At 56.3% G+C, this 24,785-nt stretch carries 21 protein-coding genes; 11 read left to right on the forward strand and 10 right to left on the reverse strand.

What is annotated here, in order from left to right; genetic code table 11:
- The first annotated feature begins 17 nt into the window (after positions 1-17).
- From pepD to NXS97_RS08685, 6 genes are all read left to right on the forward strand, one after another.
- Positions 18-1,475: a beta-Ala-His dipeptidase gene (pepD, locus tag NXS97_RS08660; protein WP_013024779.1), complete on the forward strand. Its 1,458-nt coding sequence runs from the start codon at positions 18-20 to the stop codon at positions 1,473-1,475.
- A 273-nt stretch (positions 1,476-1,748) separates the two neighbouring features.
- Positions 1,749-2,741: an ornithine cyclodeaminase family protein gene (locus NXS97_RS08665; RefSeq protein WP_014606500.1), complete on the forward strand. Its 993-nt coding sequence runs from the start codon at positions 1,749-1,751 to the stop codon at positions 2,739-2,741.
- Between the two features lie 27 nt (positions 2,742-2,768).
- The gene (locus NXS97_RS08670) at positions 2,769-3,740 is read left to right on the forward strand and encodes a threonine/serine dehydratase (protein WP_013024776.1); all 972 of its coding nucleotides are present in this window, start codon (positions 2,769-2,771) and stop codon (positions 3,738-3,740) included.
- A gap of 311 nt (positions 3,741-4,051) precedes the next feature.
- Entirely contained in the window at positions 4,052-5,557 is a 1,506-nt protein-coding gene (locus NXS97_RS08675; RefSeq protein WP_116219780.1) for a sugar ABC transporter ATP-binding protein, read from the forward strand.
- Positions 5,554-6,555 carry an ABC transporter permease gene (locus NXS97_RS08680; protein ID WP_116219487.1) on the forward strand — a complete coding sequence of 334 codons (1,002 nt, stop codon included), beginning with the start codon at positions 5,554-5,556 and terminating at the stop codon, positions 6,553-6,555. The genes NXS97_RS08675 and NXS97_RS08680 overlap by 4 nt, the downstream gene beginning before the upstream one ends.
- A 30-nt stretch (positions 6,556-6,585) precedes the next feature.
- Positions 6,586-7,653, forward strand: coding sequence for a sugar ABC transporter substrate-binding protein (locus tag NXS97_RS08685; protein WP_014593006.1), 1,068 nt, complete (start codon positions 6,586-6,588; stop codon positions 7,651-7,653).
- A gap of 1,501 nt (positions 7,654-9,154) precedes the next feature.
- On the opposite strand, the gene dinB is transcribed toward NXS97_RS08685, so the two are convergent.
- The gene (dinB, locus tag NXS97_RS08690; RefSeq protein ID WP_014593005.1) at positions 9,155-10,210 is read right to left on the reverse strand and encodes a DNA polymerase IV; all 1,056 of its coding nucleotides are present in this window, start codon (positions 10,208-10,210) and stop codon (positions 9,155-9,157) included.
- A gap of 246 nt (positions 10,211-10,456) precedes the next feature.
- Here dinB and dpaA point away from each other — a divergent pair, with 246 nt between their 5' ends.
- Positions 10,457-11,197: a peptidoglycan meso-diaminopimelic acid protein amidase gene (gene dpaA / locus NXS97_RS08695; protein WP_014606503.1), complete on the forward strand. Its 741-nt coding sequence runs from the start codon at positions 10,457-10,459 to the stop codon at positions 11,195-11,197.
- On the opposite strand, the gene NXS97_RS08700 is transcribed toward dpaA, so the two are convergent.
- Entirely contained in the window at positions 11,162-11,935 is a 774-nt protein-coding gene (locus NXS97_RS08700) for a class II glutamine amidotransferase (protein WP_013024770.1), read from the reverse strand. The two genes, dpaA and NXS97_RS08700, sit on opposite strands and share 36 nt — an antisense overlap.
- Positions 11,936-11,989: 54 nt before the next feature.
- Positions 11,990-12,568, reverse strand: a complete 579-nt coding sequence (gene lpcA / locus NXS97_RS08705; RefSeq protein ID WP_014593004.1) for a D-sedoheptulose 7-phosphate isomerase — start codon at positions 12,566-12,568, stop codon at positions 11,990-11,992.
- A gap of 256 nt (positions 12,569-12,824) precedes the next feature.
- Between lpcA and fadE the strand changes: the two genes are divergently transcribed.
- On the forward strand, positions 12,825-15,272 hold the full coding sequence (gene fadE / locus NXS97_RS08710) for an acyl-CoA dehydrogenase FadE (RefSeq protein WP_072137832.1): 2,448 nt from the start codon (positions 12,825-12,827) through the stop codon (positions 15,270-15,272).
- Between the two features lie 31 nt (positions 15,273-15,303).
- Here the strand turns inward: fadE and mtnK are convergent, their stop codons facing one another.
- Complete coding sequence (gene mtnK / locus NXS97_RS08715; protein WP_014606506.1) at positions 15,304-16,503, reverse strand: S-methyl-5-thioribose kinase; 1,200 nt, start codon at positions 16,501-16,503, stop codon at positions 15,304-15,306.
- Between the two features lie 137 nt (positions 16,504-16,640).
- On the opposite strand from mtnK, the gene mtnA reads away from it, so the two are divergent.
- On the forward strand, positions 16,641-17,663 hold the full coding sequence (gene mtnA / locus NXS97_RS08720; protein WP_019106335.1) for an S-methyl-5-thioribose-1-phosphate isomerase: 1,023 nt from the start codon (positions 16,641-16,643) through the stop codon (positions 17,661-17,663).
- Positions 17,664-17,710: 47 nt separating this feature from the next.
- Here mtnA and NXS97_RS08725 read toward each other — a convergent pair whose 3' ends face one another.
- Genes NXS97_RS08725 through NXS97_RS08735 form a run of 3 tightly spaced genes read right to left on the reverse strand, consistent with a single transcriptional unit; the run spans position 17,711 to position 19,549 of the window.
- The gene (locus tag NXS97_RS08725; RefSeq protein ID WP_014606507.1) at positions 17,711-18,253 is read right to left on the reverse strand and encodes an acireductone dioxygenase; all 543 of its coding nucleotides are present in this window, start codon (positions 18,251-18,253) and stop codon (positions 17,711-17,713) included.
- A gap of 1 nt (position 18,254) precedes the next feature.
- Entirely contained in the window at positions 18,255-18,938 is a 684-nt protein-coding gene (mtnC, locus tag NXS97_RS08730) for an acireductone synthase (protein WP_013024764.1), read from the reverse strand.
- Positions 18,935-19,549, reverse strand: a complete 615-nt coding sequence (locus NXS97_RS08735) for a methylthioribulose 1-phosphate dehydratase (RefSeq protein WP_116219485.1) — start codon at positions 19,547-19,549, stop codon at positions 18,935-18,937. The genes mtnC and NXS97_RS08735 overlap by 4 nt, the downstream gene beginning before the upstream one ends.
- 115 nt (positions 19,550-19,664) lie before the next feature.
- Here NXS97_RS08735 and NXS97_RS08740 point away from each other — a divergent pair, with 115 nt between their 5' ends.
- Positions 19,665-20,825 (forward strand): pyridoxal phosphate-dependent aminotransferase, encoded by a 1,161-nt coding sequence (locus NXS97_RS08740; RefSeq protein ID WP_014593000.1) that lies wholly within the window; start codon positions 19,665-19,667, stop codon positions 20,823-20,825.
- Positions 20,813-21,586 carry an amidohydrolase gene (locus NXS97_RS08745; RefSeq protein ID WP_104933185.1) on the forward strand — a complete coding sequence of 258 codons (774 nt, stop codon included), beginning with the start codon at positions 20,813-20,815 and terminating at the stop codon, positions 21,584-21,586. The genes NXS97_RS08740 and NXS97_RS08745 overlap by 13 nt, the downstream gene beginning before the upstream one ends.
- A 36-nt stretch (positions 21,587-21,622) precedes the next feature.
- Here NXS97_RS08745 and katG read toward each other — a convergent pair whose 3' ends face one another.
- From katG to uraD, 3 genes are all read right to left on the reverse strand, one after another.
- Complete coding sequence (gene katG / locus NXS97_RS08750) at positions 21,623-23,821, reverse strand: catalase/peroxidase HPI (protein ID WP_014592998.1); 2,199 nt, start codon at positions 23,819-23,821, stop codon at positions 21,623-21,625.
- Positions 23,822-23,957: 136 nt separating this feature from the next.
- On the reverse strand, positions 23,958-24,293 hold the full coding sequence (gene uraH, locus NXS97_RS08755; protein ID WP_013024759.1) for a hydroxyisourate hydrolase: 336 nt from the start codon (positions 24,291-24,293) through the stop codon (positions 23,958-23,960).
- Positions 24,290-24,784, reverse strand: a complete 495-nt coding sequence (gene uraD, locus NXS97_RS08760) for a 2-oxo-4-hydroxy-4-carboxy-5-ureidoimidazoline decarboxylase (RefSeq protein WP_022622714.1) — start codon at positions 24,782-24,784, stop codon at positions 24,290-24,292. Before uraD ends, uraH begins: the two co-directional genes overlap by 4 nt.
- Position 24,785 lies beyond the last annotated feature (1 nt).

Consider the following 24,785-nt stretch of genomic DNA (forward strand, 5'->3'; position numbering starts at 1 on the left):
GACACAGGAGACTTGTCGTGTCTGAATTGTCTCAACTCTCTCCACAGCCACTGTGGGATTTTTTCGCTAAGATCTGCTCTATTCCGCATCCTTCTTTTCATGAAGAAGCACTGGCAAGCTATATCGTTGGCTGGGCTAAAGAACAAGGTTTCTGGTGTGAGCGCGATCAGGTAGGCAATATTCTGATCCGTAAACCAGCCACCCCGGGGATGGAAAAGCGCACCCCGGTGGTGCTGCAGGCTCACCTTGATATGGTGCCGCAGAAAAACAACGATACCGTTCACGACTTCACCAAAGATCCTATCCAGCCTTATGTTGATGGCGAATGGGTGAAAGCGCGCGGCACGACGCTGGGTGCCGATAACGGCATTGGCATGGCGTCTGCGCTGGCCGTCCTGGCGGACAGCAGCCTGACTCACGGCCCGCTGGAAGTCTTGTTGACCATGACCGAAGAAACCGGCATGGATGGCGCGTTTGGCTTACAGCCAGGCTGGTTGCAGGCCGATATTCTGATCAACACCGATTCGGAAGAAGAAGGTGAGATCTACATGGGTTGCGCAGGCGGTATCGACTTTATCACCACGCTCCCCCTGACTCGTGAAGCCGTTCCGGCTGGTAGCGAAACCCTGAAGCTTACGCTGAAAGGTTTGCGTGGCGGCCACTCCGGCGCAGATATTCATATGGGCCTGGGGAATGCCAACAAGTTACTGGCTCGTTTCCTTGCCGCCCATGCCGCAGAGCTGGATTTACGTCTGGTGACGTTCACCGGGGGAACGCTGCGTAACGCGATTCCACGTGAAGCCTTTGCGACCGTGTCTGTTGACAGCAGCAAAGTGGACAACCTGAAATCGGCAGCCGCCAGCTTCCTGGCTGCGTTGCAAAATGAACACGGCGTGAAAGAGAAAAACATCGCCTTTGTCAGCGAGCCGGTTGCCCATCAGGGTGATGCGCTGACGACAGAGAGCCGCGATCGCTTTCTGAATTTGCTGAACAGCACGCCAAACGGCGTGATCCGTAACTCTGACGTTGCCAAAGGCGTGGTTGAAACCTCACTGAACGTCGGCGTGGTCACGATGGAGGCAGATAAAGCAGAAATTAACTGCCTGATTCGTTCGCTGATCGATACCGGCCGCGATTACGTTGTGCAGATGTTAACCTCACTGGGTCAGCTGGCAGGCGCGCAAACGAAGCCGAAAGGCGGCTACCCTGGCTGGCAGCCAGATGCAGATTCGCCCATTATGGCACTGACCCGTGAAACCTACATGGCACTGTTCAACAAGACGCCTAACATTCAGGTTATTCACGCAGGCCTGGAATGTGGTCTGTTCAAAAAGCCTTATCCTGACATGGATATGGTTTCAATTGGCCCAACGATCACCGGTCCCCACTCACCCGATGAGCAGGTGCACATCGAGAGCGTCGGTCTTTACTGGAAACTGCTGACGACGCTGCTGAACGTGGTGCCCGAAAAGTAATTCCAGCGCGATAACGTCTCTGAGGGTTTATGTTCATCATAAACCCTTTTTTATTGCCCCTTTTGGCCCCCTCCCTCGCTACCCGGCACTGACTTAGCATGCGCTTTCGCTATCGCTCGCTAAAACAGCTAAATGCGTTTATTCCACCCGCAAATTGACATTTTCTGTTGCACCGCCGATGCAATAATGCGCATTAGCCAAACTGCCTCCGGCCACGGCATCATGCCTTTTGTGTGACGGAGAGGCCTTCTTCACTGCGCAATGAGAGGGTGCATGAATACGTTATTGCTTACCAAACAGGAAGTCCGTCAGCTCATCAGCACCGACGACGTCATTGAGGCCGTAGAAGAAGCCTACAAAGCGTTCAACAGCAACCTGGTGGAACAGCCGGATTATATTGGCCTGCATCTCCCCGAAGCGGGAGGGGAAATCGACTTCAAAACCAGTTATTACAAAACCAGTGAACTGATTTCGATGAAGGCTTCCTCCGGTCCTTTTCCCCAGAATCCGGTGGAATATGGCCTGCCGGGCGGCATGGGAACGGTAATTTTATTTGATGCCCGTAGCTGTGCGCTGTGCTGCGTCATGGACGGCAGCCTGATTACCGGCCTGCGAACCGGCGCCTCGGGTGCCGTTTCTGTGAAGGCGCTGGCGCGCGCCGGGGCAAAAAAAATTGCGATGATAGGCACCGGCAATCAGGCCAGGATGCAGATCAGCGCCATTGTCAGGGTAATGCAAATTGAGGAGATTCATGCGTGGAGCCGAACGCCAGCAACCCGTATTGCCTTTAAAAAGGATATTGAAAGCGCGTTTGGCATTCCGGTGATTGTGGCTGAGAGCTGTCAGGCGGCGGTGGAGCAAGCCGATATTGTCATTACCACCACCCGAGGCAAAGGGCCGCTGGTCGAAGCCAGTTGGATCAAGCCCGGCACCCATATCATCGCCATCGGCACCGACCAGCGCGGCAAGCAGGAGTTCGATCCGCAGATTTTCAGCCGGGCAAAAATCGTTGTCGATTCCCTGACCCAGTGCACGCAGAAAGGGGAAACCTGGCACGCGCTGGACAGAAACATCATCAGTGAAAACGCGATTCATGCTGAGATAGGTGAAATCTTGCTGGGCAATAAACCGGGCAGAGAGAACGAGGCGGAAATTACCTTTTTTGACTCCACCGGACTGTCCATCCAGGACAACACGACCGCCGGTAAAATTTACCGCAAAGCGATTGAAAAAGGCGTCGGAACCCGTTTTGCGTTTTTTGAATAATTTTTCGTCCAGACGAAGGTAACCGCTATGACGCGTCAGTATCCTACCCTGCAAGATATTCACGAAGCGCAACAGCGCATTGCCGCCCATATTCGTCACACACCCTTGCTGCGCGCTGAGAAAATTGAAAAACAGGTGGGCTGCCAGCTCTATCTCAAACCGGAAACGCTGCAAATTACCGGCGCGTTTAAAATTCGCGGTGCGTTAAATAAAGTGCTTTCCCTGCCCGTTGAAGCCTTTGCCCACGGCATTATTTCAAGTTCATCAGGCAATCATGCGCAGGGCCTGTCGTATGCGGCCAGCATGCTGGGCGTGAAAGTGGTTCTGGTGTTGCCGGTAACGACGCCGAAAATCAAAATCGAGAACACCCGGGCCCTGGGTGCGGAGATTATTCTCTTCGATGGCGACAACGCCTCGCGCTGGAAAAAAGTCTATGAGATTGCCGAGCTCAACAACTATGCGGTGGTGCATGGCTTTGAAGATCCGATGGTTATGGCCGGTCAGGGCACGATCGGCTGCGAAATACTGAATGATTTACCGGATGTGGATACCGTGATCGTTCCGCTGGGCGGTGGCGGGCTTCTTTCCGGTGTCGCCACGGCCATCAAAGAATCTCGCCCCGCTGTCAGGGTCATTGGGGCTGAGCCAGCCCTGACGCCGAAATATTATCAAAGCCGGATCAACCAGCAGCCCACCTCCCTTCCGCTGCTCAACACCATCGCTGACGGCTTAAGAATTAGCGTACCGGGACGTAATCCCTACCCCATTATCGAGAGGTACGTCGACGAGATTATTGTGGTAGATGAAGAACATATTATTCAGGGCATGCGCGTGCTTGCGAGGGATGCAAAATTGATTGCGGAACCGGCCGCCGCAATCGGTCTCGGTGCGCTACTGGCGGGATCGGTTAGCCTGCAACCCGACGAGAAAGTGTGTGTGCTGCTCACTGGGGGAAACTGGGATCTGGCCGACTTAGCCGAGGTCTACGCATTCAAATAACCTGCCCTGCCCCCGTTTTAGAGATTAACCGGGTCACGTTGGCCTTCAGCATCCCAGCGCGCGCATTCTTTACTGATGAGTGAAAGCGCGTCACAGCGTTCCTGGTGCCTGCGCAGCATAATCCGCTGGAGTAAGCCCACTTCCTGCCGCTAAATCACCAACTTACTGCGCTTCCCCAGCTTTAGCCGCCATTATGTCCAGATGTCTGGATGGCTAATAAGTTTCTGTGCTAACTTATGCGCTTTCGGCTGTTGCCGTGCCTGATGCTTCAGGAAAAAATGTGGTCAGTGACTTTAATGGAGATCCCTGCAATGCGTGCTTTAAATCGCCTTGAGATGCGTAACATCTCCATCGATTTTGGCGGATTTGCCGCGTTAACGTCGGTGGATTTTCAGAGTGAAGGCCACTCGGTTCATGCTCTGACCGGGGCCAATGGTGCTGGTAAGTCTACGCTGATGGCGGTGCTCTCGGGCGCCCACAGTCACTACAGCGGCGAGATTCTGCTGGACGGTAAACCGGTGTCGATTCGCAGCCCGCGAGACGCAAAGCAGTTGGGCATTCACCTTGTACAGCAGGAGGTGGATGTGGCGCTGGTGCCGCAATTAAGCGTCGCCGAAAATATTCTGCTGGATCAGTTGGCCGAGCCCGGCCACGGCTTTCGCTGGGGCGATATTCGTCGCCAGGCGCGCCAACTGCTGGCCCAACTGGATGCCAGCATAGATGTTAAACGCCCGGTAGAGCGCTGCTCGCTGGCGGAGAAGCAGCAAATTCTGCTGGCGAGAGCCCTGTCGCATCACTGCCGCTTTCTGATCCTCGATGAACCTACTGCGCCGCTAGACCAGCACGAGAGCGAACGCCTGTTCGCCGTGGTCCGTCGCCTGCAGACCAGCGGCATTGGCGTGGTGTTTATTTCTCACCGCATCCACGAGCTGAAAGCCATTTGCGATCGCCTGACGGTGCTGCGCGATGGACGGCTGATCGAAAGCGCCCCGATGGCTTCGCTGAGCGGTGAGCAGATTGTTGAAAAAATGCTGGGGCATCCGTTAACCGATATTTATCCCCCGCGTCGCCCCTTTCAGCCGCAGTCCGTGCTCATGGCGGTGGAGGGCTTGCATGATGAACACCTGCTACAGGATATCTCGCTGCGCCTGCACAAAGGCGAGATTCTGGGCATTGCCGGTCTGGCCGGTGCAGGGAAAACCGAACTCTGCAAGGCGCTGTTCGGTGCCAGTAAGAGCCGTGTTTCAGGCGGTGAACTGCACGGCAAACGCTGGAAACCGCGATCGCCACACGACGCGGTGCAACAGCGCATGGCGCTGGTGCCAGAAGAGCGTCGCAAAGAAGGCATTTTCATTGATGAATCGGTGGCGATGAACCTGAGTATCAGCGCAGACGACAGTTTTTCCCGCTGGAGCCTGTTTGGTCATCGTCAGGCCTGGCGCTGGGCAGAGGAGGTTATCCGTCGTCTCAGCGTGCGTACGACAGGCCCGGCGCAGCAGTTGCGTCGTCTCTCAGGCGGTAATCAGCAAAAAGTGGCGATAGGCAAGTGGTTACGCAACAACGCCGACGTACTGATTTTTGATGAACCCACGAAAGGCGTGGACGTTAAAGCCAAAACGGAGCTGTTCACGCTGATTAGCAACCTTGCCCATGAAGGCAAAGGCATTATTTACGCCTCTGGCGAATTTTCTGAACTGGTCGGCTTATGCGACCGTATTTGTGTGCTCTGGGATGGACGTATTGTGGCGGAGTTAGAGGGACGGCAAGCCACAGAAGAGACACTTTTGCTCTATTCCACCGGAGGAACCCCTGCGTGAGCAGTAAAGACTTATCCCTGAATGCAGCGTCTTCCTCGCTGCGCCATCAACTGTTCGATTTCATGTACAAGTGGGGCATGCTGCTGACGGTAGTGATATTGATCGCAGCCTTTGGTCTGGCATCCGACAGTTTTCTGGAGCCGAACAATATCATTAATATCCTGCGATCCATCGCCATCGTGACCGTCATTGCGGTGGGCGTTTCCGTGTCGCTCACCGTGGGCGGCTTCGATCTTTCCGTTGGTTCGACCGCCTCACTGGCAAACGCCCTGGTGATTTCGTTATTCGTCTGGTACGGCTTTGATACGACGGCGGCTATCGCAATTACGCTGGCCCTTTGTACGCTGGTCGGCCTGTTCAACGCCTTCCTGATCGTGGTGCTGCGTATTCCCGACATGCTGGCAACACTCGCCACCCTGTTTGTGATTCAGGGCGTGGCAATGACCTACAGCTTTGGTGGCTCGATTACGGAAAATATGGTGTTGCCCAGCGGCGACATGGCTGAGGGCACAATTCCGGCAACCTTTAACCTGCTGGGCCAGGTGCCCACCATCGTCATTATCATGTTGGTTGTCACGGTCGTTGCACAGCTGGCGCTATCCCTGACAAAGCACGGTCGCCGCATGTACGCGTTGGGCGGTAATCCCGAAGCCGCCAGACTTTCGGGTATTCGTACCACGCGTTATCGCGTACTGGCCTATGTTATCGCCTCATTGTTAGCGGGGCTGGGCGGTATTCTGCTGGCCTCACGCATTGGATCGTCGCAGGTGAATGCGGGCAGCGGTTATCTGATGGATGCCGTCGCTGCGGCCTGGATCGGCTTATCCCTTGCCGGTTCAGGTAAACCGAATGCGCTGGGTACGCTACTTGGTGCCGTTATTCTTGGCGTGCTGCAAAACGGTCTGGTGATGTTATCCGTGCCCTATTACGCCATGGACATTATTAAAGGGCTGGTGCTGGCTTTAGCACTGGCTATCACGTACGTTCAGCGCCGCTGAGGCGCGTTCCCCTTACTGGAGTTAAGAATAATGAAAAAGATAACACTCTCGCTGCTGGCATTAAGCCTGCTAAACGCCAGCGCAGCGTTTGCCGACACCGTTACGCCCGTTCCTGCCGCTATCGCTAACCATGAAGGGCCGATCCGTATTGCGGTTATCCGTAACCTTGGCTCAGACGACAACACCACGCAGTTTGTTGCGGGGGCGATTCAACAAGGCCGCCAGTTGGGCTTTAAAGTCAGTACGTTTCTCAGCAACGGCGACGATGCGCGCTTTCAGGATTTCGTGAATCAGGCCATCAGCCAGAAATACGACGGTATTGTTCTGTCACATGGCAAAGCGCCATACGCCAGCGCGCTGGTAAAACGCATTGCGGACGCTGGTATTAAAGTCTCGGTATTTGATACACCGGTGGATACTCCGATTCCGGGCGTTACGGTGACAGCTCAGGATGATGCTTCTCTGGCTCAACTGTCTCTGGGACAGTTAATCAAAGATTTCAACGGTAAAGCCAACATCGTTAAATTATGGGTAGCGGGTTTCCCACCGATGGAACGTCGTCAGGTGGTTTATGAAAAACTGCTGAAAGAGAACCCGGGCATTCATCAACTTGAGTCGATTGGCGCGGTATCAACGGATGTTCAGGGCGACACCGCCAATAAAGTGGGCGCTATTCTGGCGAAATACCCCAAAGGCAAGATCGATGCCATCTGGGGCGCGTGGGATGCGTTCAGCCAGGGCGCTTATAAAGCGCTGCAGGAGAATGGCCGTACAGAGATCAAACTGTACAGCATTGATGTCTCCAATCAGGATTTGCAGCTGATGCGTCAGAAAGGCAGCCCGTGGGTACAGACCGTCGCGGTCGATCCTAAAACCATCGGAGCCGTAAATATGCGCCTGGTGGCGAACAAGATTGCCGGTGAAACCACCCCAGCGACGTATGAATTCAAAGCCGCGTCGATTTCTCAGCAGGCGCTCAACAGCCATCCAGGTGCGGTGAACGTGGCATCGCTGAACAAGATTATTCCAGGCTGGGGCAGTAATGAGGATTTCGTCCAGCCGTGGTTTGCGACGCTGGAAGCGAAATATAAGAAGTAGGTGTTCGTCGCCGAACAGGGGTGGTTAAGGCTTGCCGTCTGAGCGGCGTCCAGTCACAAAGCGCCGAGAAGGTTTCGCTCGCCAGGCGGCAGGCAGTTTCAGCTCGCCCCGTGCGGGCGACCGACAAGGGGCCGCCAGTCGCCGCGGCCCCTTGACCCCGGGCTCCCGTCCTGCCCACCCGCCGCTGCGCGGTCCCTTCGCTGCTTCAGGATTTCTGCCGGACCGCCAGGACGCGCCATCCCTGGCGCGGCCTGACTTTCGCCGACGTCCTGTCGGCTCATCCGGAAATCCTGCATCCGCTCAGCGAGTGGGAAGGCCGGCCCACTCCACCGCTTTGATACCTGTGCCAAAACTACTTTCCGCGTCGCTTCAGATGACAGAAAAGCATCACAGCTTATTGCTGTTCATTTTTTCATTTTCGTCAGGCTTTCCTGTCTTCAGTTCTGATTGCGCATGTGCACAACAAACAGGCAAAGCAGGCCTTTGGGAAAGATACTCGCCCTCACAGGCGAGGGTTTGCTCGAGGCATCCGCCGCGCTGAGGAGAGCGCGAAGGCCAGGACGGCGCGGCACGGAAGCCGCGACGAGGACGGCTGCGCCAGGGATGGCGCATCCGGACGGTCCGTCAGGCCGCAGTGAATGACGAAGGAACAGCGGCGGCTGCCGGACGCCGGGATTGTTAAGGGGCTGGCGCAAGCCCCTTAACCCGGCCGCCTGCACAGACAGGCTGAAACTCCCCGACGCCTGGCGGGCGGAATATTCTCGGAGCAAAACCGTGGATTTACCACCTGGCAGGCCCCAGGCAAAACCACACCAAACAAAGAACAAAATCCCACAGGCGGGGGTTTTCCTGAGGCATCCGCCGCGCTGAGGAGAGAACGAAGGCCAGGACGGCGCGGCACGGAAGCCGCGACGAGGACGGCTGCGCCAGGGATGGCGCATCCGGACGGTCCGTCAGGCCGCAGTGAATGACGAAGGAACAGCGGCGGCTGCCGGACGCCGGGATTGTTAAGGGGCTGGCGCAAGCCCCTTAACCCGACCGCCTGCCTGGACAGGCTGAAACTCCCCACCGCCTGGCGGGCGGAATCTGCACGGAGCAAAACCGTAAATACCCGCAGGCAGGCAAAGTATGCGCCAGCCTTAAGGGCAAACTCATTAAAGAAAAACCCTCCAGGCAAAGCCGCACCAAAAAAAGAACAAAATCCCACAGGCGGGGGTTTTCCGGAGGCATCCGCCGCGCTGAGGAGAGAGCGAAGGCCAGGACGGCGCGGCAGGGAAGCCGCGACGAGGACGGCTGCGCCAGGGAGGGCGCATCCGGACGGTCCGTCAGGCCGCAGCAAACGACGAAGGAACAGCGGCGGCTGCCGGACGCCGGGATTGTTAAGGGGCTGGCGCGAGCCCCTTAACCCGACCGCCTGCACGGGCAGGCTGAAACTCCCTGCCGCCTGGCGGGCGGAACATACTCAGAGCAAACCCCATCCCCGCCAACGGCGGAACTCCCCCTATATGCCCAGCAACAGCTGCCGCTCCAGCTGCGGATCCACCAGCGTCACATGCAATCCCACCAGCCGCACACCGCGACCCGCCCGGCGCTCATCCCAGGTTTTACGCGCCACGGCAATCATGTCTTCTTTATTTAGCACCGGCCAGACATGCTCCTGAGTCGTCTGCTGGAAATCACTGAACTTCAGCTTCACGCCCTGGCGCGCAATATGCTTATCGGGGCGAATCTGCGTCAGGCGCCGATCAAGCTCGGCATAGAGGTAATCAATGATTTCCAGGCAGCGCTCCCAGCTGTCGATATCGTCAGCCAGCGTACGCTCAACGCCTAATGATTTCCGTTCGCGTTCCACCACCACACCGCGTTCATCAATACCGTGGCTGCGCTCCCATAATATCCGGCCAAACTTACCAAAACGTTTTAGCAGCAGTGCCAAATCGGCATTTTGCACGTCGGCGCAGGTGTGCAGGCCCATCTCTTCCAACTTTTTTGCCGAGACTTTCCCCACGCCGGGGATTTTTGCCAAGGGTAACGCCAGCAAAAAGTCAGACATCTGCGCAGGCGTGATGACGTACTGACCATCCGGCTTATTTAAATCAGAGGCGATCTTGGCAAGGAACTTGATCGGTGCGATGCCCGCCGAGGCGGTGAGCTGCGTTTCGCGAAAAATAGTGGCGCGGATCTCCTGGGCGATCAACGTGGCAGAGCCCTGGCAGTGCGTACTGTCGGTAACGTCCAGATAGGCTTCATCCAGCGACAGCGGCTCAATAAGGGAGGTAAAACGGGAAAAGATGGCGCGAATCTGGCTGGAGGCTTCTTTATAGACTTCATAGCGCCCGGGCAATAAACGCAGATGGGGGCAAAGCTTTAATGCCATACCGGTCGGCATCGCACTGCGCACGCCATATTTACGTGCCGGATAGTTAGCGGTACTGATCACGCCGCGGCGATCGCGGCTGCCGCCAATGGCCATGGGAATATCACGTAATGAAGGGTCATCACGCATTTCCACTGCTGCAAAAAAGCAGTCCATATCGACATGAATGATCTTACGCATCGCCCCTCCAGTACTGGATAAGTATACAGTCAGAAGAGACTTGTGCAATATTTCTTGCAGTTGCTAACAAACTTTACAAATTTTCAGCGCTATTCCATCAAAGAAATGGACATTTTGCTCTGCGCTGTATTGCTAAAAAAACACACAATGTTTAATGTTGCGCTGCGGTAGCGGAAAGTTCCGATAATGCAAACAGAGGCGCACTTACCGCGCCATTGTTCTTCTTCACTTCAAGGTATACACAGCATGGGCAAAATCGCACTTCTGTTTGCGATGATTTTACTGCCAGCCCTCAGCATGGCAATGACTCCTGAGCCGGTTCAGCAACTGGCCCCGGTCAGTAAAGAATTAAAGAAACAGCTAATTGGTACACCGGTTTATATTCAGATCTTTAAGGAAGAGCGTACGCTTGAGCTATACGGCAAAATTGGTAATGAGTACCGTTTGCTGGATACCTACCGCATCTGCAACTTTTCTGGCGGCCTTGGCCCTAAACGTCGTGAAGGCGATTTTAAAAGCCCGGAAGGTTTTTACAGCGTAAAAATGAATCAGCTGAAGCCAGACAGCCGTTTTTACCGCGCGATTAATATTGGCTTTCCCAACCAATATGACCGCGATCAGGGCTACAGCGGTAACTACCTGATGATTCATGGCGACTGCAAGTCTATCGGCTGCTATGCCATGACCAATGCTTACATGGATCAGATTTTCACTTATGTGAATGCCGCATTACGCAATGGCCAGCAGGAAGTGAATATTGCCATTTATCCGTTTCGCATGACGGAGAGCAATATGCAGCGTCATCGCTATTCCACCTATGCGGATTTCTGGAAGCAGCTTCAGCCCGGCTATGCCTATTTTGCGCAATATCATCAGCCGCCAACGGTGAATGTTGCCAGCGGCAGATATGTGATGAACAGCAGCCCGGTCATCACACAACCCGAAGCGGCCTCACAGTCGTTCCTGGCGCTCTCCAAGGTAAAATAAAGCCCATTCGCCTGGCACTATCCGGTGCCAGGTTTCATTCCCCGTTAACGGCTGTGTCGCAATGACAGTGACCACATCGTTCGCGCCGGTATGTTTCTGGAAATCAATTTCCACATCCTGATCAAGTAGCTGCGCCCGGCCAAAAGGGGCTCGGCGGGTAATCCAGAACAGATTGGTGGAGCAGAACGCCATTAAGTAGCGACCATCCGACAGCAGCATGTTAAACACGCCCTTCTGCCGCAGTTCACCCGCCAGTTCGCCGATATAGCGAAAGACCGCAGGCCAGTTACCTGGCGTACGCGGATAGCGCGTGGCCAGCTTGTGCAGGATCCAGCAGAATGCCTTTTCACTGTCGGTTTCACCAACCGGACGAAAGGTTCCGGTCTCCAGTTGCCTGTAGCCTTTAAGCTGCCCGTTATGCGCATAGGTCCAGTTTCGTCCCCACAGTTCCCGCGTAAACGGATGGGTGTTTTCCAGAGAGACCGGCCCACGATTCGCCTGGCGAATATGCGCCACGACGGAATGGGACTTGATCGGGTATTCCTGCACCAGACGCGCAATGGGGGAATTAAAACTCGGCAAGGGATCTTTAAAGGTGCGGCAACCTTTATCTTCGTAAAACGTAATACCCCAGCCGTCTTTATGCGGCCCTGTTCCGCCGCCGCGCTGCACTAATCCGGTAAAACTGAAACAAATGTCGGTGGGAACATTGGCGCTCATCCCGAGCAATTCGCACATAGCAACCGCCTTATGTCAAAACGCCTCCTGCCGCTCAGGAGGCCAGTCGTGCTGTTACCTGACCATCTCTTTTTCAATCAGCAGCATCAGGATATGAATCACTTTAATATGGATCTCCTGAATGCGATCGGCATAGCCAAAATGCGGCACACGGATTTCAATGTCCGCGCTGCCAGCCATCTTACCGCCATCTTTACCCGTCAGAGTGATCACTTTCATCCCCTGCGCACGCGCAGCCTCAACGGCCTTGATGATGTTGGCCGAGTTTCCTGACGTCGAGATCCCGAGCAGCACGTCGCCTGAACGCCCTACCGCTTCAACGTAACGGGAAAAGACGTGGTCATAGCCGAAGTCATTGCTCACGCAGGAAAGGTGGCTGACGTCTGAAATGGCAATAGCCGGATATCCAGGACGATTTTCACGGTAGCGGCCCGTGAGTTCTTCAGCAAAGTGCATCGCATCACAGTGAGAACCACCGTTGCCGCAGGAAAGCACTTTGCCGCCCGCTTTGAAGCTGTCAGCCAACATCACCGCCGCCCGTTGGATGGTGTGAATGTTCGCGTCGTCACTCAGAAAGTGATTCAACGTCTCTGCCGCTTCATTGAGCTCTGAACGAATAATGTCCTGATACATAGACTTGTCCTTTGTAGGGGAGGTTAATCGCAGCAAGTTTAACGGAATGGTTGACCTGCGCAAAGCACCACAGGGTCAGATAGCCGTGTGCCCGCCGTTTTTTTCACGTTCGTTATTTTCATTACGGGCGCTGTTTCGCTGATTTTGTGAGTCAGGTTGTAATTGCGATGTAAACAAATTGATAAATGCCAGCAGGTGATTTAAACCTCTCTTTATAACAGGTCAGACCTCTTACTACTTAACGGAGCACTTCATTATGATGGTTGTCTCGATTCTTGCGACAGTGGTGCTAATTGGCGCCCTGTTTTATCACCGCATCTCTCTGTCACTCAGTAGCGCAATCCTGCTGCTGTGGACCGCTGCGATGGCGGTGGCCCACCTGTGGACGCCGTGGCTGCTGTTGCCGCTGGCGATCATCCTGCTGCCGCTGAACCTGACCAGCCTGCGCCGCAAACTGTTTTCCAAACCGGTGCTGCAGCGCTTTCAGCAGGTCATGCCGCCGATGTCTCGTACGGAAAAAGAGGCGATTGACGCGGGCACAACCTGGTGGGAAGGCGATCTGTTTCAGGGCAAACCTGACTGGCAGAAACTGCACAATTACCCGCAACCGCGCCTGACGCCGGAAGAACAGGCCTTTATTGATGGCCCGGTGGAAGAAGCCTGCCGCATGGCGAATGATTTCCAGATCACCCATGAACTGGCGGATATGCCGCCAGAGTTGTGGGCCTATCTGAAAGAGCACCGCTTCTTCGCCATGATCATTAAAAAAGAGTACGGCGGACTGGCATTCTCCGCCTATGCCCAGGCACGCGTGTTGCAAAAACTGTCGGGCGTATCGGGTATTCTGGCGATTACCGTGGGGGTGCCTAACTCACTGGGTCCGGGCGAACTGCTGCAACATTACGGAACGGAAAAACAGAAAGACCATTATTTGCCGCGTCTGGCGCGGGGCGACGAGATTCCCTGTTTCGCCCTTACCAGCCCGGAAGCGGGTTCCGATGCCGGGGCAATCCCCGATACCGGCGTCGTTTGCATGGGCGAATGGCAGGGCCAGCAGGTGCTGGGCATGCGACTGACCTGGAACAAGCGCTATATCACGTTAGCCCCAATCGCCACCGTACTGGGTCTGGCCTTTAAGCTCTCCGACCCCGAGCACCTGCTGGGCGAGAAAGAGGAACTGGGCATTACCTGTGCCCTGATCCCAACCAGCACGCCGGGCGTGGAAATCGGTCATCGCCACTTCCCGCTCAACGTACCGTTCCAGAATGGTCCAACCCGTGGGAAAGACATTTTTGTCCCCATTGATTTCATCATTGGCGGCCCGGAAATGGCCGGTCAGGGCTGGCGGATGCTGGTGGAATGTCTGTCCGTCGGCCGTGGCATCACGCTGCCGTCAAACTCAACCGGTAGCCTGAAAACGGTGGCACTGGCGACCGGCGCCTATGCGCACATCCGTCGTCAGTTCAAGCTGTCTATCGGTAAAATGGAAGGTATTGAAGAGCCGCTGGCGCGCATCGCAGGTAATGCCTATGTAATGGACGCGGCCGCTACGCTAATCACCACCGGGATTATGCAGGGTGAAAAACCCGCGGTGCTGTCAGCCATCGTCAAATATCACTGTACCCATCGCGCTCAACAGTCAATCATCGATGCGATGGATATCGCGGGTGGTAAGGGCATCATGCTGGGTGACAGCAACTTCCTGGCGCGTGCCTATCAGGGTGCGCCCATCGCTATCACCGTGGAAGGCGCGAACATTCTGACCCGCAGCATGATTATCTTTGGTCAGGGGGCAATTCGTTGCCATCCTTATGTCCTGCAGGAAATGGCCGCCGCCGCCAGCAACGATGTTGCCGCCTTCGATAAGGCGCTGTTTAGCCATATTGGTCACGTTGGCAGCAACGCGACGCGCAGCCTGTGGCTGGGCCTGCTGGGCGGTCGCACCAGCGCCGCGCCAACCCGCGATGTAACGCGTCGATATTATCAGCACATGAACCGCATTAGTGCCAACCTGGCCTTGCTGTCAGATGTCTCTATGGCGGTCTTAGGCGGCAGCCTGAAACGTCGCGAACGGATGTCTGCTCGCCTGGGTGATGTGCTGAGTCAGCTCTACCTGGCGTCTGCCACTCTGAAACGCTATGACGATGAAGGACGCCACGAAGCCGATTTACCGCTGGTGCACTGGGGCGTGCAGGATGCACTGAATAAAGCAGAGAAAGCCATGGACGATCTGCTGAGTAACTTCCCGAACCGCCTGGTGGCTGGCGTTATTCGACTGATGGTGTTTGCCGGTGGTCAGCACTGCCCTGCACCGTCCGATCGTCTTGATCACAAACTGGCAAAAATGCTGCAGGTGCCTTCGGCGACGCGTACGCGTTTAGGTCGTGGTCAGTATCTTGCGCCGAGCCAGCATAATCCTGCAGGTCAGTTAGAGCAGGCATTGCAGGACGTGATGGCGGCGGAAGTGATTCACGACCGCCTGTGCAAGCAGCATAAAAAACACTTCTCATTCACCCGACTGGATGCGCTGGCTAAACAGGCGTTGGAACAGGGCTGGATTGACGACAAAGAAGCTGAAGTGCTGAAACGCGCCGAGCAGAGCCGTCTGCGTTCCATTAACGTGGATGAGTTTGAGGCTGATGCGCTGGCCGTGCCGGCAAAGCAGGATGTCTCAAAACCCGCCCGCCCCAGTGAGGCGGCATAAACAATCAGGCCGACATCATGTCGGCCTTTTTTTATCCTGCCTGACGAATGCGGGCAATCAATGCCTCGACATCGTCCACGTGCCCGGCGGCCAGAATCAGGGTGCGGCCTAAGGTAATCGCATTGCGAATACAATCGGTGCGCATTTCATCATCTCGAATCAGCTTCATGTCCGCCACGTGCGACATGCCCACCGTTCGACGGATCAACTCCGTTCCACAAAAGCCAATTGTATCCGCCCAGACTTTGCGCAGAAACGCCTGTGCATAACCCGGATACGCCATGGCCACATCCTGGGTGTGACTTTCTGCCAGCGCCAGGAAGCGCGTCGCAAAGGTATTCCAGACATCACGCACGTCGCTAAGGCGCTGCTCACGGGCATCAACGGCTTCGCGGGGAGGCAACAGGCCCGGTAAACCACAGTAGTTGATCAGCAGGTTACCCAGCGCGGTGCCCACGTCAAAGCCGATGGGTCCAAAATAACCAAACTCGGCATCAATCGCTTTTAAGCTGCCGTCAGCCACAAAAATCGAGCCGCTGTGGATATCCCCATGCAGTAACGCCTCGGCATGGCTGAAGAAAACGTGTTTGAGCCCGGCCACAGCAATACGCAACGCGTCGTCAGTGCGGAGGGATGCGACCAGCGGCTCCAGCGCGTCAGGATAGCTATTGCGCTCGTGGTCAGTGTAGGGATCGTTAAAGAACAGATCTTCGGTGATCTCGCACAGCTCAGGGTTGATAAAGCGCGCCACCTCGGCTTTCTTGTGATGCGGGTGCAGAATAAAGTCTGAGGTGTGAAACAGCGTTTGCGCCAGATATTCGCCGAGCTGACGCGGCGCTTCAGGGTAGTAGGCGCCTTTCACCAGCTCACTGCGCCAGATGCGGTGGCTGGAAAGATCTTCCATCACCATCACCGCCAGATCCGCATCGTAATGCGTAACCTTAACCGTGTGCTGGGGGCAATATTTGTAGTGCTCAACCAGCGTTTGCGCTTCGATACGCGCACGATCCAGGGTTAACGGCCACGATTCGCCGACGCAGCGAACATAGGGCAGCGCCTGTTTGACTACCACGCGGCTTTTACCCTGGTTGTCGTAAATTTTAAAGACCAGATTGAGGTTACCATCGCCAATCTCTTCCGCGCTGCTTAGAACAGAAGGATCATCCATGCCGCCAAACGTTTTGGCATATTCCACAGCATCGGCTGCAGTGAACGTACGGTATTGCGACATTGACCTTTCCTCATCAACAAACGCCGGTGCAAGCCGGACCTGATTAATCTTTCGTAATAAGCCGTTCAGACGTCTATACATCCGTTAAGCATGTTGGCACAATATCCGCTATTAACGCAACATGGATTTCACCAACAATGCAGACATTCCAAACTACCAGCTTACAGGTTCGTAACAACCAGCTCTGGATACTGGATCAGCAGGCCCTGCCCCAGCAAAAGAACTGGCTGCCTGCCCATTCGGTCGCGCAGTTGGTTGAACATATTCATGCGCTGCGGGTGCGCGGTGCGCCGTTAATTGGCCTGTCTGCATCCCTGCTGCTGGCACTGCTGGCGGAACAGGGTGAAACGCGCGAGCAGCTGGCACAGTCGCTGGAAATATTGCGGGCCGCCCGCCCGACCGCGGTCAACCTGATGAATAACCTCGATCGTATGAAACAGGCGCTGGAGCAGCCAGACAGGGTGACGAGCCTGGCAGAAGAAGCCTTGCGGCTGGTGCAGGAGGATAAACAGCTCTGCGATCGCATCGCCGAAGCCGGAAACTCGCTGGTCAAACCCGGCAGCCAGCTGTTAACCCACTGCAATACGGGCGGCCTGGCGACCGCAGGCGTCGGCACAGCCCTGGGCGTTATCGCGCGCGCGCATCAAGAGGGCAAGGTCCGAAATGTTTGGGTCGATGAAACTCGTCCCCTGTTGCAGGGCGGGCGCTTAACCGCCTGGGAACTCGGCGAACTCGGCGTACCTTACCAGTTGATCACCGATTCGATGGCCGCCAGCCTGATGGCTGCGGGCAACGTGGACGCTATCTGGGTGGGTGCGGACCGCATCGCGGCCAATGGTGACGTAGCGAACAAAATCGGCACCTACAGCCTGGCGGTGTTAGCGCACTATCACGGTATTCCGTTCTACGTTGCGGCCCCGCATACCACGCTGGATCGGCTCTGCCCGACGGGCGCGGCCATTCCTATTGAACAGCGTGCCGCCAGTGAAGTCACCGGTGTGTCCGGAAGCTTCGGCAGCGTGCAGTGGGCTCCTGAAGAAGCGCAGGTCTACAATCCCGCCTTTGATGTTACGCCTGCCGCGCTGATCAGCGGTTGGGTGCTGGATACCGGCGTGATCGCACCAGCTCAGGTTGCCGCTGGCATCTTCCAGCCACAGTAAGCGGACGGGCGGCTTACGGAATCAGCCGCCCGCAGAATGCGCCGTGATTACGCAAGGCGCGGATAGGCATCGGCAATCTTGTCGCCGGTGAAATTGGCGATCCAGCCTTCCTGATTATCAAAAATGCGAATCGCGGTGAAGTGCGGGGACGATCCCATATCAAACCAGTGCGGCGTGCCGGCGGGCACCGAGATCAGATCGTTCTTTTCGCACAGGATCTGCAAAATTTCACCGTCCAGATGCAGACAAAACAGCCCCGCACCCTCGACAAAGAAGCGCACTTCATCTTCGCCGTGCGTGTGTTCCGACAGAAACTTCTGGCGCAGAACGTCCTTCTGCGGGTTATCGGCACGCATGCTAATCACGTCCCAGCTCTGATAGCCTTTTTCGGCCACCAGCCGGTCGATGGCATGCTGATAGGCGTTGATGACCGTTTCCGCATCCGGGTTTTCGCCCAGATCGCGGTCGGCCTGCCAGCGTTCAAAACGGACGTCTTTGGCATTCAGCCGCGCGCGAATCGCCTCAGCATCGGTGCTGTGCCATATCGGCTGGCTGGGATCGCTATCGCTAAAAATGGTCAGTGCACTCATCTCAAATCGACTCCGGGTTAATCTGGGAAAAATCGGCGACCTGACGATGATGGCTGTCATCATCTGCCGCGTCACGAATCAGCTGCAGCGTGTGCCAGCCGGCCTGCTCTGCTGCGTCCAGCTCCTGATGAATATCAGAAAGAAACAGCAGTTGTTCGGCGGGCAAGCCCGTTTGCGCAGCGATGTTCTGATACGACGTCTTCTCACGCTTGGCGCCCACGTGGGTATCAAAATAGCCGCTGAACAAACCAGTAATATCACCTTCGTCGCTGTAGCCAAATAACAATTTCTGCGCGGCAACCGAGCCAGAGGAATATATATATAATTTAATGCCTTGCACGTGCCAGGCCTTAAGCGCGGGCAGCACATCAGGATAAAGGTGCCCGGTAAAGCGACCGCTCAGGTAGCCCTCGCGCCAAATCATTCCCTGCAGCGCCTTCAGGCCGGTCGATTTGCGATCCGCATCCATGTAAGAAAACAGAATAGCGATGACCTCGTTTGTATCGGCATCGGGTTGCCCCGCTTCGGTACGCACGGCGTTTAGCGCCTGTTGCACCTCAGTCTGCGTCTGATTCTTGCGAACATAATCAGCCAGATGCGCTCGGGCATAGGGAAACAGAACGTTATGTACAAAGCGGATATCGCTGGTGGTCCCTTCAATATCGGTAACAATGGCCTTTATCATGCTTTCTCCAGCAGGCGACGTTGGCGCTCGCATTCAAATAAAAATTCCAGACCTTCAAGATGACGACGGGCTTCAGCGACATCTTTGCCCCAGCAGGTCAGGCCGTGTCCGCGCAGCAGAAAGCCATAGCGCAGGGGAAAACGGGCGGCATAATCCTCGATCTCTGACGCCAGCGCCGCCACATCCTGACTGTTGTCGAACAGGGGAATCGCCACGGTAGCATCGTGGGTCGTTTGCCCGCTCAGCGACTTTTGCATCTCATAGCCGTAGAGCAGCACGGCGGCGCCCTGCTCAACCCGCGACAGCACCGTGGAATTGACCGTATGCGTGTGCAGTACCGCGCCCGCCTCCGGGAACAGACGGTAAATCAGCGTGTGCAGCGCGGTTTCTGCCGAAGGCCTGCGGCCCGAGGGGGCCAGATTAGTGGCAATGTGGACCTGAATAAAATCATCCCGCGTCAGGCTGCCTTTGTCTTTGCCCGACTCACTCAGCAGGCAAACATGTGCATCCTGGCGCACCGACATATTGCCACCGGTGGCCGGTGCCCAGCCCTTCGCGCCTATCCAGTGACAGGCTTGCACCAGCTGATCTACTGCAGAAGAATCGGACATCATCGTTCCTTTTAGCCGTCTAAGCGTCTTGATTGCCAAATACTAGCATCCTGTTTATAGTGGCATCAACTAAGGGTTTTTCCGCTACCGTTTTTGCGCGTAAGGCTACCTAATCATGACGCAGTCCAACCTGACGCCCGAGAGCAAGCTGCCTGCACTCGGCACCACCATATTCACGCAAATGAGCACGCTGGCACAGCAGCATAATGCGATTAATCTTTCTCAGGGATTTCCGGATTTTGATGGTCCGTCTTACCTGCAGGAAAGGCTGGCTTACCACGTCAGTCAGGGCGCGAATCAGTACGCACCCATGACCGGCGCACAGCCGCTTCGCGAAGCCATTGCGGATAAAACCGCCGCGATCTATGGCTATCGGCCCGATGTGAACAGCGATATCACCGTGACGGCAGGGGCTACTGAAGCCCTGTATGCCGCCATCACCGCCCTGGTGCGGCCCGGTGACGAGGTCATCTGTTTCGATCCCAGTTACGACAGCTATGCGCCCGCGGTACAGCTGGCGGGCGGCACACTGAAACGCCTCACCTTGCAGCCACCGTTGTTCACGGTTGACTGGCCTGCGTTCTCCGCGCTGCTAAGCGACAAAACCCGCCTGGTCATCTTAAACACGCCGCATAATCCCTCGGCCAGCGTCTGGCATCACGCGGACTATGCCGCGTTATGGCAGGCTGTCGCCGACCGGGAAATCTACGTGCTGAGCGATGAAGTCTATGAACACATCTGCTTTGCACAGGACGGTCATGCCAGCGTGCTGGCGCATCCTGAGCTGCGTCAACGTGCGGTGGCGGTGTCATCCTTTGGCAAAACCTTTCATATGACGGGCTGGAAAGTCGGTTACTGCGTAGCACCGGCGGCCATTAGCGCCGAGATCCGTAAGATCCATCAGTACCTGACGTTTTCAGTCAACACGCCTGCGCAACTGGCGATTGCCGATATGCTGCGCCAGCATCCCGAACACTATCGTGAACTGCCCGAGTTTTATCGCGCGCGCCGTGACCGACTGATACAGGCCTTGCGCAGCAGTCGTTTTCACCTGTTGCCCTGTGAAGGCACCTACTTCCTGCTGGCGGACTACAGTGCCATTTCGGACCTGGACGATGTCAGTTTTTGCCAGTGGCTGACGCGTGAAGTTGGCGTAGCCGCCATTCCGCTGTCGGTATTCTGCGAGGCGCCTTTCCCGCACAAACTGATTCGGCTGTGCTTTGCAAAACAGGAAGCCACACTTGATGCGGCAGCGGAGCGGTTATGTCGACTTTAGCGATAACGCTGCTACAGGAGCCACTGACGTGGATGGATGGTGAGGCCAACCTGCGCCATTTCGATCGGATCTTAGCCGACCTCACGCAACGGGATGTCATTATTCTGCCCGAAATGTTCACCACCGGTTTTGCCATGGAGGCCGCACAGCAGGCCTTGCCGCAGGCGCAGGTCGTGGAATGGTTACAGCACCATGCTAAGCGCACCAATGCGCTGGTGGGCGGGAGCGCCGCCGTTCATACCGCTGAGGGCGCCATGAACCGTTTTCTGCTGGTTGAGCCGGACGGCACGCTGCACCAGTATGACAAACGTCATCTGTTTCGCATGGCCGATGAACAGCAGCATTATGTTGCGGGCAAGGCGCGTACGGTGATTCCGTGGCGCGGCTGGCGTATTCTGCCGCAAATCTGTTACGACCTGCGCTTTCCGGTGTTCTCACGCAATCAAAATGACTACGATCTGGCGCTGTATGTCGCCAACTGGCCTGCAGCGCGCGCCCTTCACTGGCAGGCCCTGCTGCTGGCTCGCGCTATCGAAAATCAGGCATATGTAGCAGGCTGCAACCGTGTGGGCAGCGATGGTAATCAGCATCAGTACAGTGGGGACAGTCGAATTATTTCTCCGCAGGGGGAGATTCTGGCGGCGGGCGAGCCGTTCAAAGCCGGTCAGGTTGAGGCGTCGCTGTCGCTAGCCGAGTTGCAGGCTTATCGCGAGCGGTTTCCGGCATGGCGCGATGCGGATGGCTTTACGTTGGCAGAATAAAATCGCCCCTGGCCAGGCCGGGGGCGATTCAGGCGTTTACTGCAGGTCGAAACGGTCCAGGTTCATCACTTTCGTCCAGGCCGCCACGAAGTCGGTAACAAACTTCTGTTTTGCATCGCTGCTGGCATAAACTTCGGCCAGAGCGCGCAGGATGGCGTTGGAACCGAACACCAGATCGGCGCGCGTCGCGCTGTACTTCACTTCTCCGCTCTGGCGATCGCGGCCTTCGAAGATCTCTTCACTGCCGTCGGTCGCACGCCATGCGGTGCGCATATCCAGCAGATTCACAAAGAAATCATTACTCAGCACGCCCACGCGGTCGGTGAACACGCCGTGATGGCTGCCGTCAAAGTTGGTGCCCAGCACACGCAGGCCACCCAGCAGGACGGTGAGCTCTGGGGCACTCAGCGTCAGTTGCTGCGCCTTATCCAGCAACAGGGTTTCAGTGGATGATCCCCCCTGTACGCGACGATAGTTACGGAAACCATCTGCCAGCGGTTGGAGTACGTTAAAGGATTCTACATCAGTTTGATCCTGACGAGCATCCACGCGGCCAGGGGTAAAAGGCACCTGTGCACTGACGCCGGCTGCGGCTGCGGCCATTTCGATGCCGACGCTGCCCGCCAGGACAATGACGTCAGCTAATGAAGCTTTACCGGATTCCTGCTGGATCTGCTGCAGTTTCGGTAACACATCGTTAATGACGCTGGCGTTCACCGCCCAGCTGTTCTGGGGCGCCAGCGCCAGACGGGCACCGTTTGCGCCGCCGCGTTTGTCGCCACCACGGAAGGTTGAAGCCGAAGCCCAGGCCGCCGAAACCAGCTGGCTTACCGTCAAACCTGATGCAGCGATTTTCGCCTTCAGTTCGCTGATATCATCGGCCGTCGGCTGATGCGTTGGCTGCGGTAACGGATCCTGCCACAGTAAATCTTCCTTTGGCACTTCCGGACCGATGTAACGCGCTTTTGGCCCCATATCGCGGTGGGTCAGCTTAAACCAGGCGCGGGCAAAGGCTTCGTTAAAGGACTGCGGATCGTTCAGGAAGCGGCGAGAAATCTTCTCGAACTCGGGGTCGAAACGTAACGTCAGATCCGTCACCAGCATGGTCGGTTTGCGCTTTTTCGCAGGATCGAACGGATCCGGAATAATGTCGTCAGCGTTGACCGCTTCATACTGAATCGCACCCGCCGGGCTGTGCGTTTTTACCCACTCATATTTGAACAGGTTCTCAAAGAAGTAGTTGCTCCACTGGGTTGGCGTTTGCGTCCAGACGACTTCAAGGCCGGAGGTAATCGCATCTGCACCCACACCGCTGCCGTGGCTGTTGTTCCAGCCAAAGCCCTGTGCTTCGATAGGTGAGGCTTCAGGATCGACGCCCACGTGACTCGCGGCGGCGGCACCATGGGTTTTGCCCAAAGTATGTCCACCCGCAATCAGCGCCACGATCTCTTCGTCGTTCATGCCCATGTTGCCGAATGTCGCGCGAATCGCTGGCGCGGCAGAAGCCGGATCGCCGCTGGCTTCAGGCCCCTCTGGGTTCACGTAGATCAGCCCCATTTCGGTCGCGCCCAGCGGTGCGTTAGCCAGGCTTTCCGGATGGCGATGGGCCAGCCACTCGGTTTCGTTGCCCCAATCCACGTCCATATCCGGTTCCCAGACGTCTTCACGACCGGCACCAAAACCAAAGGTACGGAAACCTGAATTTTCCAGCGAAACGTTGCCGGCGAGGATGTAGAGATCGGCCCAGGAAATTTTCTGACCGTATTTTTGTTTTACCGGCCACAGCAGGCGGCGGGCTTTATCAAGGCTGACGTTATCTGGCCAGGAGTTCAGTGGGGCGAAACGCTGTTGACCCCGGCCTGAGCCACCGCGCCCGTCAACGGTGCGGTACGTACCGGCACTGTGCCACGCCATACGAATAAACAGGCCAATGTAGGTGCCCCAGTCGGCTGGCCACCAGGATTGGGAGTCGGTGAGCAACGCCCGGATGTCGGCTTTCAGTGCGGAGTAGTCCAGCGTGCTGAACGCTTCGCGGTAGTTGAAGTTTTCGCCGAGGGGATTAGAACGGTTGGAGTGCTGGTTTAGCAGATCCACGCGCAACATGTTTGGCCACCAGTCGCGATTGCTGGTACCACTGCCGGCTCCACGAGCCAGAACGCTTTCTTCTTCCGATTTACCGTGATGAAAGGGACATTTACCTGAAGCGGCTACATCATTATCTTTTGGCGTGCTCATTATCGGCTCCGTTGCCTTCACATTATTGACCTTAAGATAACCCTGGCGTTAGCAGGAATATAGTCGGATGGGCCGAAGGTATTGATAGCCGATAGCTCTCAAGCGCAGCGGAAAAACGCTGCGCCTGATGCACCTGTTAACTGCCGCGATAGGTAGACCAGCTCCAGGGCGAGATTAAAAATGGCAGATGATAATGGCTGGCGCTTTCCGTCAGCACAAAATCAATTTGCGCACTGACGTACAACGTTTCTCGTCCGCCTGCGCGGAAGTATTCGCCAATCGCGGCCGTCAGGCGGTACTGTCCCGGCGCAAGCGGCTCGGGTGTCAGATCCTTCAGGCGACCATCGTTATCCGTGATGCCCCGGGCACAGGTTACCCACCCTTGTGCCCCGTGCTGTTCCAGCAACATGGCTACGCCTGGCGCGGGTTTACCCAGCGCGGTATCCAGAATATGGGTGCTGATAGTGCTCATGAAAAACTCTCCTTAAGGCGCAGCAGGGTGATTTCCCGCAGTTGTTCCAGAGATTCCTGGCGCTCGCTTTCCGGGCTGTTGTCCAGCCGCCGTGTAAGTTCATCAAGCATATTCTGTGCGCTGCGCCCTTTCGCCCGGATCAAAAAGACCCGGTTAAAGCGCGCCTCATAAGCCTGGTTGCCCTGCACCATCGCCTGCTGTAACGCATCGTCTGCCTGTTGCATGGCCGCTTGTTCGCTGCGTGATAACCGTTTTTCCTTCTCGTCGCCCTGTGCCTTTTCCCCGATGCGCGGATGAGCTGAAAGCGCCTGATTCAGATCGTCTTCCTGCCAGGCCTGGGCCAGCCGTTGTGCCTCAGCCAGCAGGGCCTCAACGCTGTGAAACGGGCGGGCCGCCGCCAGCGCCTGCTGCCAGCGAGGAATCGCGACGCAGTGCGAGAGCGCAAGCTGAGCGGCGGCTTGCGGTAGCTGGTTAAAGGTGCCTAAATCCATC

The sequence above is a fragment of the Pantoea sp. B623 genome (assembly GCF_024814475.1).
Lineage (GTDB): Bacteria > Pseudomonadota > Gammaproteobacteria > Enterobacterales > Enterobacteriaceae > Pantoea > Pantoea ananatis.

Bases quoted from the DNA above. Each gene is read 5' to 3' on its own strand.
- uraD (WP_022622714.1), bottom strand. From the start codon at position 24,784: ATGGATTTAGGCACCTTTAACCAGCTACCGCAAGCCGCCGCTCAGCTT.
- NXS97_RS08740 (WP_014593000.1), top strand. From the start codon at position 19,665: ATGACGCAGTCCAACCTGACGCCCGAGAGCAAGCTGCCTGCACTCGGC.
- NXS97_RS08675 (WP_116219780.1), top strand. From the start codon at position 4,052: ATGCGTGCTTTAAATCGCCTTGAGATGCGTAACATCTCCATCGATTTT.
- lpcA (WP_014593004.1), bottom strand. From the start codon at position 12,568: ATGTATCAGGACATTATTCGTTCAGAGCTCAATGAAGCGGCAGAGACG.
- NXS97_RS08665 (WP_014606500.1), top strand. From the start codon at position 1,749: ATGAATACGTTATTGCTTACCAAACAGGAAGTCCGTCAGCTCATCAGC.
- katG (WP_014592998.1), bottom strand. From the start codon at position 23,821: ATGAGCACGCCAAAAGATAATGATGTAGCCGCTTCAGGTAAATGTCCC.
- NXS97_RS08670 (WP_013024776.1), top strand. From the start codon at position 2,769: ATGACGCGTCAGTATCCTACCCTGCAAGATATTCACGAAGCGCAACAG.
- dpaA (WP_014606503.1), top strand. From the start codon at position 10,457: ATGGGCAAAATCGCACTTCTGTTTGCGATGATTTTACTGCCAGCCCTC.
- mtnA (WP_019106335.1), top strand. From the start codon at position 16,641: ATGCAGACATTCCAAACTACCAGCTTACAGGTTCGTAACAACCAGCTC.
- NXS97_RS08735 (WP_116219485.1), bottom strand. From the start codon at position 19,549: ATGTCCGATTCTTCTGCAGTAGATCAGCTGGTGCAAGCCTGTCACTGG.
- dinB (WP_014593005.1), bottom strand. From the start codon at position 10,210: ATGCGTAAGATCATTCATGTCGATATGGACTGCTTTTTTGCAGCAGTG.
- uraH (WP_013024759.1), bottom strand. From the start codon at position 24,293: ATGAGCACTATCAGCACCCATATTCTGGATACCGCGCTGGGTAAACCC.
- fadE (WP_072137832.1), top strand. From the start codon at position 12,825: ATGATGGTTGTCTCGATTCTTGCGACAGTGGTGCTAATTGGCGCCCTG.
- mtnC (WP_013024764.1), bottom strand. From the start codon at position 18,938: ATGATAAAGGCCATTGTTACCGATATTGAAGGGACCACCAGCGATATC.
- mtnK (WP_014606506.1), bottom strand. From the start codon at position 16,503: ATGTCGCAATACCGTACGTTCACTGCAGCCGATGCTGTGGAATATGCC.
- NXS97_RS08725 (WP_014606507.1), bottom strand. From the start codon at position 18,253: ATGAGTGCACTGACCATTTTTAGCGATAGCGATCCCAGCCAGCCGATA.
- NXS97_RS08700 (WP_013024770.1), bottom strand. From the start codon at position 11,935: ATGTGCGAATTGCTCGGGATGAGCGCCAATGTTCCCACCGACATTTGT.
- NXS97_RS08685 (WP_014593006.1), top strand. From the start codon at position 6,586: ATGAAAAAGATAACACTCTCGCTGCTGGCATTAAGCCTGCTAAACGCC.
- NXS97_RS08745 (WP_104933185.1), top strand. From the start codon at position 20,813: ATGTCGACTTTAGCGATAACGCTGCTACAGGAGCCACTGACGTGGATG.